General features: G+C 69.9%; 11 protein-coding genes and 1 riboswitch. Of the genes, 8 read left to right on the top strand and 3 right to left on the bottom strand.

Annotation, left to right across the window (positions count from 1 at the left end):
• Window positions 1–2: 2 nt before the first annotated feature.
• Window positions 3–977 carry a PDR/VanB family oxidoreductase gene (locus tag AC07Y4_RS03705; protein WP_487846810.1) on the top strand — a complete coding sequence of 325 codons (975 nt, stop codon included), beginning with the start codon at window positions 3–5 and terminating at the stop codon, window positions 975–977.
• Here the strand turns inward: AC07Y4_RS03705 and AC07Y4_RS03700 are convergent.
• Window positions 951–1,511, bottom strand: a complete 561-nt coding sequence (locus AC07Y4_RS03700; protein ID WP_370869525.1) for an adenylate/guanylate cyclase domain-containing protein — start codon at window positions 1,509–1,511, stop codon at window positions 951–953. The genes AC07Y4_RS03705 and AC07Y4_RS03700 overlap by 27 nt on opposite strands.
• Before the next feature lie 1,496 nt (window positions 1,512–3,007).
• The gene (locus AC07Y4_RS03695) at window positions 3,008–3,784 is read right to left on the bottom strand and encodes an enoyl-CoA hydratase (protein ID WP_062472475.1); all 777 of its coding nucleotides are present in this window, start codon (window positions 3,782–3,784) and stop codon (window positions 3,008–3,010) included.
• 136 nt (window positions 3,785–3,920) lie between these two features.
• Between AC07Y4_RS03695 and AC07Y4_RS03690 the strand changes: the two genes are divergently transcribed.
• Window positions 3,921–4,376: a MarR family winged helix-turn-helix transcriptional regulator gene (locus AC07Y4_RS03690; protein ID WP_159276713.1), complete on the top strand. Its 456-nt coding sequence runs from the start codon at window positions 3,921–3,923 to the stop codon at window positions 4,374–4,376.
• Between the two features lie 110 nt (window positions 4,377–4,486).
• Window positions 4,487–4,591, top strand: a riboswitch (TPP riboswitch).
• Window positions 4,592–4,667: 76 nt separating this feature from the next.
• Entirely contained in the window at window positions 4,668–6,008 is a 1,341-nt protein-coding gene (locus AC07Y4_RS03685) for a purine-cytosine permease family protein (RefSeq protein WP_487846809.1), read from the top strand.
• Here AC07Y4_RS03685 and thiD read toward each other — a convergent pair.
• Complete coding sequence (gene thiD, locus AC07Y4_RS03680; protein ID WP_487846808.1) at window positions 5,953–6,801, bottom strand: bifunctional hydroxymethylpyrimidine kinase/phosphomethylpyrimidine kinase; 849 nt, start codon at window positions 6,799–6,801, stop codon at window positions 5,953–5,955. The genes AC07Y4_RS03685 and thiD overlap by 56 nt on opposite strands.
• Before the next feature lie 35 nt (window positions 6,802–6,836).
• Between thiD and AC07Y4_RS03675 the strand changes: the two genes are divergently transcribed.
• The 5 genes from AC07Y4_RS03675 to AC07Y4_RS03655 are packed head-to-tail and all read left to right on the top strand — an operon-like array spanning window position 6,837 to window position 12,103.
• Window positions 6,837–7,943, top strand: coding sequence for an FAD-dependent oxidoreductase (locus AC07Y4_RS03675; RefSeq protein WP_487846807.1), 1,107 nt, complete (start codon window positions 6,837–6,839; stop codon window positions 7,941–7,943).
• A gap of 20 nt (window positions 7,944–7,963) precedes the next feature.
• Window positions 7,964–8,161 carry a sulfur carrier protein ThiS gene (thiS, locus tag AC07Y4_RS03670; protein ID WP_062472460.1) on the top strand — a complete coding sequence of 66 codons (198 nt, stop codon included), beginning with the start codon at window positions 7,964–7,966 and terminating at the stop codon, window positions 8,159–8,161.
• A gap of 38 nt (window positions 8,162–8,199) precedes the next feature.
• Complete coding sequence (locus AC07Y4_RS03665; RefSeq protein ID WP_487847327.1) at window positions 8,200–9,009, top strand: thiazole synthase; 810 nt, start codon at window positions 8,200–8,202, stop codon at window positions 9,007–9,009.
• Complete coding sequence (gene thiE / locus AC07Y4_RS03660) at window positions 9,006–9,965, top strand: thiamine phosphate synthase (RefSeq protein ID WP_487846806.1); 960 nt, start codon at window positions 9,006–9,008, stop codon at window positions 9,963–9,965. Before AC07Y4_RS03665 ends, thiE begins: the two co-directional genes overlap by 4 nt.
• The gene (locus AC07Y4_RS03655) at window positions 9,962–12,103 is read left to right on the top strand and encodes a TonB-dependent siderophore receptor (RefSeq protein ID WP_487846805.1); all 2,142 of its coding nucleotides are present in this window, start codon (window positions 9,962–9,964) and stop codon (window positions 12,101–12,103) included. Before thiE ends, AC07Y4_RS03655 begins: the two co-directional genes overlap by 4 nt.
• Window positions 12,104–12,171: the final 68 nt, after the last annotated feature.

The raw sequence follows: 12,171 nt of genomic DNA, 5'->3' as shown, positions 1-12,171 counted from the left end.
GCGTGTCGAGCGGCGCAGGCATCGCGGTGCGGGTGGCACGCAAGACGGTCGAGGCCGAAGGCGTGGCCGGCTTCAGGCTGGTACCCGTCGATGGCGAGCGCTTGCCGGCCTTCACGCCGGGCGCGCACATCGACGTCTCATTGCCAGGCGGGCTGGTGCGCCAGTATTCGCTGTGCAACGCATCGGCCCCTGACGGCGAGGGGCACTACGAGATCGGCGTGCTGCGCGACGCCGCCTCGCGCGGCGGCTCGCGGGCGATGCACGACGCCGTCCATGAAGGCTCGGTGCTGCAGATCGGCCCGCCGCGCAACCTCTTCGCGCTCGACGAAAGCGCAACGCACAGCCTGCTGCTGGCCGGCGGCATCGGCGTGACGCCGCTGCTGTCGATGGCCCAGCGGCTGGCCACGCTGGGGGCCGACTTCGCGTTGCACTGCTGCAGCCGCTCGGCGGCGCGCGCGCCCTACCGGCGGCGGCTCGAAGACAGCACGTTCGCGGACAAGGTGTTCTTTCACCACGACGACGGCCCGCCCGCGCAGCACATCGACCTCGCCGCCACCCTCGGCCGTCCGGCGCCGGGCCGACACGTCTATGTCTGCGGCCCCTCGGGCTTCCTCGAGGCCGTGCGCACGACCGCACGCGCCCTGCATTGGACGGACGCGCAGGTGCACTTCGAGTCGTTCTCCGGCGCCGCACCGCCGGCCGATGGACAAGGCAGCTTCGAGGTCGAACTGCACCGCTCGCGCCGCGTTGTCCGCATCCCCGCGACGATGACCGTGCTGGACGCGCTCGCCGCCGAGGGCATCGAGATCCCGGTCTCGTGCGCGCAGGGCGTCTGCGGCACCTGCCTCACGCGGGTGCTCGCAGGCGAAGTCGCGCACCACGACCTCTACCTGACGCCCGCCGAGCAGGCGGCCAACGACTGCTTCCTGCCTTGCTGCTCGCGGGCCCGCTCACCGAGGCTGGTGCTCGACCTCTAGCAGCTCGTAGAGCACCATCCGCGTCTGCCGCCCGCGCAGCTCGATCTGCTCCTCGATGCGCCGCGTGGCCAGACGCCCGCCCAGCCCTTCGAAGGTCGCTTCGGACATCAGCGTGCGCGTGCCCAGCTGCTTGTTGGTGCCCTCGATGCGGCTGGCCGCGTTGATCACGTCGCCCAGCGCGGTGTACGACAGCCGGTCGCTCGAGCCGAGCACCCCGGCGATCACGATGCCGGTGTGCATGCCGATGCGCGTGCGAAAGGGCTGCAGGCCCTCGGCCTGCCAGCGGCGGTTGAGCTCGGTCATCTCGGCGTGCAGTTCGAGCGAGGCCACGCACGCGCGGTACTCCGCGTCGGGCAGGTCGGTGGGCGCGCCCCACAACACCATGATGCCGTCGCCCATGAACTTGTCGATCACGCCGCCGTGGCGCGCGAACACGCGGGTCGCGAGGTTGAAGTAGTCGGTCAGCTGCCGCATCAGCACGTCGGCCGGCATCGATTCCGCGATGGCCGTGAATCCTTCCACGTCGGTGAACATCGCGGTGATGCGGCGCGGCGACCCGTTGGGCTCGAGTGCATGCCCTTCGGCGATGAGCTGGCGGATCACGTCCACCGGCACGAACTTGCGAAAGGCCTGCAGGCTGCGCGCGGATTCGTCCAGCGCCTGGTTCAGGTGCTGGATCTCGAGCACGCGGCTCGACTCGCGCGGCAGGTCGTCGAGCTCCAGCCGCCCGATGCGCCGCGCCGTGCGCGAGAGGCTTTCGATCGGCGCGGTCACCAGCTTCGACAGGCGCAGCGAAATGAAGAGCGCGATCGCCAGGAACGCCAGCACCAGCAGCAGCGACCACAGCACATTGCGATGCAGCGCGCCCAGCAACGCCTCTTCGGGCTCCCAGCTGACCAGATGCCAGTCGGTGGCCGGAATGCGCGAGGTCTGCACCTGGTAGTGGGTGCCCTCGTGCACGAGCGCAAAGGCCATGTCCTCGGTCCAGCCGCGGCTGCCGTTGGCCAGCATGTGGGTGTGCAGCGCACCGAGCACGCCCTCGTCCGGGTCTTCGAGCACGCGCACGGAATGCGGGTGGTCGCTGCGCGCGATCACGTGGTGGTCGGCACTCAACAGCGCGCTGTGGCCGTGGCCCGTGCCACCGAACAGGCGCACGAGGTTGGAGAGATGCCCCAGCGACACGCTGGCGACCGCCACGATCGTCTGCGTGACGCCCTCCTCGTCCTGCCGCCGGCTCGGCCGCGCATGGCTCACGCCAAGTTCCTTCATCGAGGGCAGCACGAAGGGCGCGGTCCACACGGCGCGCTGCGCCTTCTCGGCCTGCGTGAACCAGTCCTGGTGCACCGGGTCGTCCTCGCTGCGAAAGGCCTCGATGCGCGTCGTCTCATAGCGCCGCCGCGGGTCTTCGTCGCCGTCGCTGTCGGGCGGCGACTTGTACTCCCAGGTCTCGGTGCTGAAGTCTTTCTCGCGCAGCACCTGCCGCACCACCGACACGGGGTGACGCATGGCCATCAAGAAATGGCCGTCGTCGCTGCCCACGCCGATGCTGTCGATTTCGGGTGTCTGTTCCAGCGCGGCCCAGAGCAGCTCGGCAGTCTGCTCGCCGTCGTGGCCCGCCGGGTGCAGGTCGGGCGTGTGGGCGATGGCGCGCACCAGGCCCTCGGTCTTGGCCAGGAAGGCGAGGATGTTGTCCTCGACCCGGTCGTGGTTGACCTTGTGCGCCGACTCGCCCACCTTCGACACCAGCTTCTCCGCCCCCCAGTAGCCGAAGGCCACCAGCAGCAGCGACTGCAGCAGCGCGACCGCGCAGATGATGGTGCCGACGTCGACCCGGAAGCGCCGCAGCCGCGCGTGGGGTGCGGGCGATGAGGCCGGTGGTTCCGGGTGCTTGCGGTCGTCTGTCATGTGCGGGGAGCCTCCAGGGCATTCGAAGGCGCCCTCGTGGCGGAGATTCTCACCCGGGCCGTGGGCCCGCGGACCGGCGCATCACGGGTCGGCCGACATCTGGACGATGACCGGCCCGCTTGCCGCTACGCCGCAGTCTTTGAGAAGTCAGGGGCCCGCTTCTCGGCGAACGCCGTGAAGGCTTCGCGCGCTTCGGGACTCTGGAGGCGCTCCACGAACTGCGCGCCTTCGAGGTCCATCTGGGCTGCAACGGCCGCGCCCTGCTTCATCAGGCCCTTCGTCAGCTTCAACGAGCCCGCGGCACGGCTGGCGAGCAGCTCGGCAACCTTCTGCGCCTCGCCGTGCAGGTCCGACACAGGCACGACCCGGTTCGCGATGCCCCAGGCCAAGGCCTGCGCAGCGGACACCGGCAGGCCCAGCGCAAACATCTCGTAGGCACGAACGTGGCCGATGCGGGCCGGCAGCAGCAGGCTCGACGCCGCTTCGGGAACCAGCGCCAGGTTGACGAACGGCGTGGACAGCAGCGCATCCTCAGCCAGCACGACGAAGTCGCAGTGCAACAGCAAGGTGGTCCCCACGCCGACTGCGCGTCCGTTGACCGCCGCAATCACCGGTCGCGTTGAACTCGCCAACGCACGCAGGAAGCGGGCGACATGGCGCTCTTCGTTGCCGGCCTTCCCGGCAGCCACGGCAGCAAATTCGCCCAGGTCGTTGCCCGAGGTGAACATGCCACCTTCGCCTCGCATCACGATGGCCCGGACGGACGGGTCGCTCTCGGCGCCTGCGATGGCATCGGCCAGACGGCCATACATCGCATTGGTCAGTGCGTTCATCTTCTCCGGCCTGGCCAGCGTGAGGGTCAGGACACCCTGGGTGGATTCGACGGTCACGTATTCGGTCATAGGTTCTCCTGGTTGCCCTCTCGCACCGTGCGAGATGGATGGCATTTAATTCGCATACGAAGTATATGCTTCGCGTGCGAAATAAATACGGATAAGATGTAACCTGCAGCGCCTTCGCCCAGGCCACAGGAATCCGATGAAAGCTCAAAAAAAATACAGGCTGGTGTTTCTTCTGAACGTCGCCCAGCGGGCGGTGCAGCGCTGGAAAGAAACCCGCGGCGACGCCCTGCCCGCGCTGTCGGCAGCCCAGGCCGGCACGATGTTTTTCCTGTCGACCAACGATGGCGCCCTGACGGGAGAAGTCGCGCAGGCACTGAACATCGGTGCACCGGCCATGTCCGGCCTTGCCGCCCGGCTCGAAAAAGCCGGCTACCTGACCCGCGCGCAAGACCCGAACGACGGGCGCGCATTCCGCCTGTACCAGACCGAGGAAGGACGGCTTGCCGGACAGCGTGCAAAGGCCGGGCTCGGCGCGTTGAACGCACGGCTGACCCAGGGTTTCAGCGACGAAGAGATGGCAATCGTCGGCCGGTGGCTCGAATCGGTGGTCGAGAATTTTTCCGCCGAGGGCACGGGAAAGCACGAGGAATAGGCCCTCGGCCCCGGCACGCCATCGGTGCGGCGGGTGCAAGGCCCGCTGTGGCCGGATTCTTCCGTGCGCAGGAACTTTTCGGTGCGTCTGCGACACACGCGCCTAAAATGACATTTCGCTAGGGGTGCTGCGCCGGTTTCGACCGGTGTGGCTGAGAAAGTCCCTTTGAACCTGACTGAGGTAATCCTCGCGCAGGGAAGCTGGTCCGGTGGCCTGTCGCGTTGTCTCGCGCGACGGCCACGCCACTGGAGCCTCGCCCACCTGCCAAACCTTTTGCACTGGAGCAAACGGATGGCACACAACGACAACGACAGTTCCGCTTCGTCCGGCAACGAAGCGCTCACGCCCCTGCCCGCCGCCCGGCGCGTCTTCGGCTGGCACGACCACGCCTCGCTGTGGTTCAGCCTCGGCGTCGGGCTGCTGGTAATGCAGATCGGCGCCTACCTGGTGCCGGCCGTGGGCACGCGCGACGCGGCGCTGGCGATCGTGCTGGGCTCGCTGCTCGGCGCCGGGCTGCTGGCCTGGACGGCGCGGCTGGGCTGCGAAACCGGGCTGGCCAGCGCCGGACTGATGCACGCCACCTACGGCAGCGCCTTCGCGCGGCTGCCGGTGCTGCTCAACATCGTGCAGCTGGTGGGCTGGACCACCTTCGAACTCGTGATCATGCGAGAAGGCACGCAGGCCATCGGGCAACAGGCCTTCGGCGCCGCGCTGGGCACGGCCTGGGGTGGCGTGCTGACGACGCTGCTGTGGGGTGCGGTGCTGCTGGCGCTGCTGGCCGGCTCGATGGTGAAGCTGGTGCGCCGCTTCGTGAGCCGCTTCGGCCTGCCGCTGGTGGTGCTGTCGCTGCTGTGGCTCAGCTGGCAGTTCGCCACGCAGCTTCACGCCAAGGGCCTGGACGCCTTCTGGGCGCGGCCGGGCAACGGCAGCATGGGCATGTTCAGCGCGCTCGACCTGGTGATTGCGATGCCGGTGTCGTGGCTGCCGCTGGTGGCCGACTACGCACGCCACGGCAAGCGCAGCACGGGGGGCGGCCTGGGCAGCGCGTTCAGCGGCACCTGGATCGGCTACGCGCTCGCCAACATCTGGTGCTACGCGCTGGGCGTGATGGTGGTGAGCGTGGCCGAGCCGGGCACCAGCCTCGTCACGGCGCTGCTGCTGGCGCAGGGCGGGCTGGTGGCGCTGGGCCTGATCCTCATCGACGAACTCGACAACGCCTATGGCGACGTGTACTCGGGCTCGGTGTCCACGCACAGCCTGCTGCCGCGCTGGAGCGTGAAGCGCTGGGGCCTGCTGCTGGCGGTGCTGTGCATCGGCCTGGCGCTGGTGCTGCCGATGCACACGCTCGAACCCTTCCTGCTGCTGCTGAGTTCGGTGTTCGTTCCGCTGTACGGCGTGATCCTGGGGCGGCTGGGCAGCGGCCACACCGTGTCGGCGAGCGGCACGCGCACCATCGACTGGGGCGCAGCGCTGATCTGGCTCGCGGGCATCGCGGCCTACCACGCGCTGGCCAAGTGGGCGCCGCAGTTCGGCTCGGCGCTGCCGACGCTGGCGGCGACCTTCGTGCTGGCCTGGCTCAGCCGGCCGACAGCGGCAAGCGGTGGGTCGGCACTGGCGCAAAGCCGTGGTTGAGCGGACCGTGGCCCGCGCCGACCAACACATCCGCACCGGCGCGCATCGCGCCGAGGATGTACGTGCGTGCGCGCTCGACCGCCTCGGGCAGCGCCAGGCCCAGTGCCAGGTGCGCGGCGATGGCCGACGAGAGCGTGCAGCCGGTGCCGTGCAGGTTGCGGCTGGCGATGCGTTGCGACGCGAGCCGCTTGCGCGCGCCGCTGCGCTCCAGCAGCACATCGACCACTTCGTCGCCCGGCAGGTGGCCGCCCTTGAGCAACACGGCCTTCGCGCCGAGCGCGAGCAGTTCATCGGCCGCGCCGTCGAGCGCGTCGATGCCGCCGATGGCGTGGCCGACCAGCAAGGCGGCTTCGTCGAGGTTGGGCGTGACCACCACGGCGCGCGGGAACAGCTCGCGCACCAGCACCTGCACCGTCTCGGCTGCGATCAGGCGGTCGCCGCTGGTGGCGATCATCACGGGGTCGAGCACCACGTTCTTCAGCTGGTAGCGGTCGATGGCCCAGGCCACCACCTCGACCACCTCGGGTGCATGCAGCATGCCGAGCTTGACGGCGTCGACGCCGATGTCTTCCACCACGGCCTGGATCTGCGCCTTCAGGAAGTCGGGCGGCACGCCGTGGATGCCCGAGACGCCCACCGTGTTCTGCGCGGTGAGCGCGGTGATGGCCGTCATGCCGTAGCAGCCGAGCGCCGCGAAGGTCTTGAGGTCGGCCTGGATGCCGGCGCCGCCGCCGCTGTCCGAGCCGGCGATGGAGAGCACGCGTGCGTAGCGCTGGGTGGATGCTTGGGTCATGTCGAAAATTATCGGCGAGCCGACGGAGGTGCCGCATGAGCGCACCGCATCCCCTGCCTTTCTGCTCGGCGGCGATCCTCGGCGCGGGCCTGATGGGCCGCCTGCTCGCGGTCGAGCTGGCACGCGCTGGCTGCCGCATCGACCTGTACGAAGCCGGCAGCCCCGAGGCCGAAGGCGCCGCCGCGCGCGTGGCCGCGGCCATGCTCGCGCCGCTGGCCGAATCGGCCGTGGCGCCGGTGTCGGTCGTGCGCATGGGCCAGCACGCGCTGTCGCGCTGGCCCGAGCTGTTGGCGCCGCTGGCGCAGCCCGTGTTCTTCCAGCGCGAAGGCACGCTGGTGCTGTGGCACCGCCAGGACGCCGCCGAGGCCACGCGGCTCGCGGGCGTGCTGGCGCGCACCGGTGCGCAAGTGCCCGAGCTGGCACCGATGCAGGCGCTCGACACCCCCGCCGCCATCGCCGCGCTGGAGCCCTCGCTGGGCACGCGCTTCGCGCGCGGCCTGTACCTGCCGGGCGAAGGCCAGCTCGACAACCGCGCACTGCTGGCGTCGCTGCGCGCCACGCTCGAAGCCGATGCGCGCGTGACGCTGCACTGGCAGTCGCCACGCGCGCCTTCCGACTTTTCGCCCGGCACGGCGGGCCAGCCCGACTGGGTGATCGACTGCCGCGGCCTCGGTGCCAAGCCGCAATGGAATGCGCTGCGCGGCGTGCGCGGCGAGGTGATCCGCGTGCATGCGCTCGAGGTCACGCTGAAGCGGCCCACGCGCCTCGTGCATCCGCGCTACCCGCTGTACATCGCGCCCAAGCCTGACCACCTGTTCGTGATCGGCGCGACCGAGATCGAGTCGGACGACCTGTCGCCCGCCAGCGTGCGCTCCACGCTCGAGCTGCTGAGCGCGGCCTATGCGGTGCACAGCGGTTTTGCCGAGGCGCGCATCGTCGAGATCGCGACGCAATGCCGGCCCACGCTGCCCGACAACCTTCCTGCCATTCGCCAGCCTCAGCCGCGCGTGCTGCAGATCAACGGCCTGTACCGCCACGGTTTCATGATCGCGCCCGCCCTGCTCGACGCGGCGATGGAACTGCTGGCGCACGGCCGCGCCACGCTCGCTCGCGGCTTCGGCATGGACGTGCCCGACGCATGACGAGAACAACGACTTCGACGATGAACATCCTGATCAACGACAAGCCCTGCACACTGCCCGAGGGCGCGCTGCTCGCCGACGCGCTGGCCGTGCTGCAGGCCGTGCCGCCTTTCGCGGTGGCGGTGAACCGCGAGTTCGTGCCGCGCTCGGCCTATGCCACGCACCCGCTGCACGCCGACGACCGCGTCGAGGTGATCCGCCCGGTGACCGGCGGCTGAACGAACGCACCAGAGACAAGACGATGGAGACGACAACCATGACCAACCCCGATCCCCTGGTCCTCTACGGCCAGACCTTCCACAGCCGCCTGCTGCTGGGCACCGCGCGCTACCCCTCGCCCGACGTGCTCGAAGCCGCCGTACAGCGCGCCCAACCCGCGATGCTGACGGCCTCGCTGCGTCGCCAGACCGCCAGCCAGGGCTCCGGCAACAGCGACCTCGGCAACGGCTTCTGGGAGCTGCTGCGCAAGCTGGCCGTGCCGGTGCTGCCCAACACCGCCGGCTGCCACAGCGTGCAGGAAGTGATCGCCACCGCGCAGATGGCGCGCGAGCTGTTCGACACGCCGTGGATCAAGCTCGAGCTCATCGGCGACGACTACACGCTGCAGCCCGACACGCTGAACCTCGTCGATGCAGCGTCGCAGCTGATCCGCGATGGCTTTCATGTGCTGCCGTACTGCACCGAAGACCTCGTGCTGTGCCAGCGCCTCGTCGATGTCGGCTGCCAGGCCGTGATGCCCTGGGCCGCACCCATCGGCACGGGGCGCGGACCGGTCAACCCGTATGCGCTGCGCCTGCTGCGCGAGCGGCTGCAGGTGCCGATGCTGGTCGACGCGGGCCTCGGCCTGCCCTCGCATGCGTGCCAGGTGATGGAGTGGGGCTACGACGGCGTGCTGCTCAACACCGCCGTCGCGCTCGCACAGGAACCCGTCGCCATGGCCGGCGCGTTCGCCGATGCGGTGCAGGCCGGCCGCGCCGCCTACCGCGCCGGCGCGATGGCCGCGCAGAACGCCGCACAGCCCAGCACGCCCGTGCTCGGCACGCCCTTCTGGCACCACGCACCATGAACCCCATCGACACCCCCAACGCCCGCGCCGTGGCGCAAGCCATCGTCGCGGCCCACGGCCTGCGCTTCGGCGCGGCAACGTCCACGGCTGTGAGCGGCGCGCCGCGCTTTTCGTCGGACGACGCCGTCTACCGCGGCGCGAAGCAGGCCTGCACCGCACTCGGCTTCATCGAGATCGATGCCGAATGCCTCGCCCATGCGTGGCGTGCGCAGACCGAACGGCTCAGCCAGTTCGACGCCTCGGCATGGCCCGATGCGCCGGTCGACTTCGGCATGGGCCCGTTTCCGCCCGCCGCGCGCGCCAACGCCTTCCCGCCCTGCCCCGAACGGCTCGGCCTCTACGCCGTGCTGCCCGATGCGGCATGGGTCGGCCGCATGGCGCGCGCCGGCGTGCCGACGGTGCAGCTGCGCTTCAAGTCGGACGACGCCGAGGCCGTCGCGCGCGAAGTGCAGGCCGCCGTCGAAGCCGTGCGCGGCACCGGTGCGCTGCTGTTCATCAACGACCACTGGCAGGTCGCCATCGCAGCGGGCGCCTACGGCATCCACCTCGGACAGGAAGACCTCGACGCGCTGTCGCCCGATGATCTTCAACAACTGCGCGCCTCGGGCCTGCGGCTCGGCGTGAGCACCCATGGCTACGCCGAGATGGTGCGCGCCGATGCGGTGAGCCCGAGCTACATCGCGATGGGCGCCATCTACCCGACCACGCTCAAGAAGATGGCGACCGCGCCGCAGGGCGTGGCGCGGCTCGCGGCCTACGCGCGGCTGCTGCGCGGCTACCCGCAGGTGGGCATCGGCGGCGTCGATGCCGTGCGGCTGCCCGAGGTGCTCGCCACTGGCGTCGGCTCGGTCGCCGTGGTGCGCGCGCTGGTGGCCGCCGACGACCCCGAGGCCACGGCCGCGCAATGGATGACGGCAATGCACGCCGCCCCCGGCTCCCCTGAACGCACAGAATGAACGCTCGACTTTTCTCGCACTCCCCGCTTTCGCGCGCGCTTGCCGCCGCCCTCCTCGCTTTCGGCACTTGCGGCGCGCATGCGCAATCGCAGTCGCAGGCCTTGCCCGAGGTCACCGTCAACGACGGCGCCGCCGCGCCGCAGGCCGAAATCAGCGGCTTCGGCGATGTGCCGCTGCGCGAGTTGCCGCTGTCGGCCACCATCATCGACAGCCAGCAACTGCGCAGCAGCGGCGCACGCCGCCTCGCCGACCTGACGCAGTTCGACGCCTCGGTCACCGACGCCTACAACTCCGCCGGCTACTGGGACTACCTCACGGTGCGCGGCTTCGTGCTCGACAACCGCTTCAACTACCGTCGCGAAGGCCTGCCGATCAGCGCCGAGACGGCGATCCCGCTGGACAACAAGGAGCGCATCGAGATCCTGCGCGGCACCAGCGGCATCCAGGCCGGTACCAGCGCGCCGGGCGGGCTCGTCAACTACGTCGTCAAGCGCCCGACCGAGCAGGACCTGCGCACCATCCGCCTCGAAACCACCAGCCGCGGCAGCGTGCTGAGCGCGCTCGACGTCGGTGGGCGCTTCGGCGAGAACCGTCAGTTCGGCTACCGGCTCAACGTGGCCGGCGAAAAGCTCAAACCGCTCACGCACAACCTGGACGGCAGCCGCCGCCTCTTCTCACTCGCGGCCGACTGGCGCATCACACGCGACTCGGTGCTCGAGTTCGAGGTGGAGCAAAGCCACAAGCAGCAGCCGAGCCAGAACGGCTACAGCCTGCTGGGCAACACGCTGCCCCGGCCGGTCGATCCGCGCATCAACCTCAACAACCAGCCGTGGTCGCAACCCTCGGTGTTCAAGGCGCTGACCGGCACGGTGCGCTTCAGCCAGGCACTGAATGCCGACTGGCGCTGGAGCGCGCAGATCGGCCAGCAGCGCCTGAAGACCGACGACCGGCTGGCCTATGCCTTCGGCTGCGGCGCCGAAGGCAACTACGACCGCTACTGTTCCGACGGCACCTTCGACGTGTACGACTTCCGCAGCGAGAACGAGCGCCGCACGCAGACCGCGGGCAGCCTCAACCTCAAGGGCAACGTGATGACGGGCAGCGTGCGCCACGAGCTGGGCTTCGGCCTGCTGCAAAGTCGCGTACGCAACCGCTTCCAGGACCAGGCCTATAACTACGTCGGCACCGGCAACATCTGGGCCACCGCGATGACGCCGGCCGACCCGCGCCTGACCGACGCGAACACCAACCGCAACGAGCGCTCGACCGAGCTGTCGGTGCAGGACGCGATCCGCTGGAACGACCGCTTCACGACCTGGATCGGCGCGCGGCACACGCGGCTGTCGCGCGACAGCATCCGCACCGACGGCTCGCGCCCCACCGGCTACAGCGACAGCATCACCACGCCGTGGATCGCGGCCAGCTACACGATCCAGCCCGGGCTGCTCGCCTATGCGAGCTGGGGCAAGGGCGTCGAATCGCAGGTCGTGCCGAACAAGAGCTCGCAGTACGCGAACGCGGGCGAGGCGGTGCCCGCGCTGCAATCGCGCCAGTGGGAACTGGGCCTGAAGGGCGGCGACGCGGCGTTCAACTGGCAGCTCGCGTGGTTCGACATCTCCCGCCCGATGACCAACCTCGACCTGTGCGGCGCGTCCTGCACGGTGCGCAACGACGGCCGCGCGGTGCACCGCGGCCTCGAGGCCGGCGCGCAATGGGCCGGCGGCCCCTGGCGCCTGGGCGGCAGCCTGGCGCTCATCGACGCCAAGCGGCGCGGCAGCACGGCCGCGCCCGAGCTCAACGGACAGGCGCCCACCAACGTACCCAAGCAGGTGCTGCGCGCGCAGGCCGCCTACCGCTTCGCGTCGGTGCCGGGCCTCGAACTCGCGGGACAGCTGTCGTACGAAGGCCGCCGCAACGTGCTGCCCGACGGCTCCATCCGTCTGCCGTCGTGGACGCGCCTGGATGCGGTGCTGCGCTACGACACGAAGCTGGCCGGCATGGCCACGAGCTGGACGCTGGCCGTCGACAACCTGTTCGACCGCCGCTACTGGAAGGAATCGCCCTACCAGTTCAGCCACGTCTACCTGTTCCCGGGGGCGCCGCGCACGCTGCGCCTGGGCGTGAGCATCGCGATGTGACGACATGAATGGAGCGCTTCGTCTTCGTCATCGCGGCGTCGTTGCCACGAATTCGTTGCGCCGGCGCC

This window comes from Variovorax sp. GW460-12-1-14-LB1, from assembly GCF_059423605.1.
This window is presented reverse-complemented; position numbering and strand designations above follow the sequence as displayed.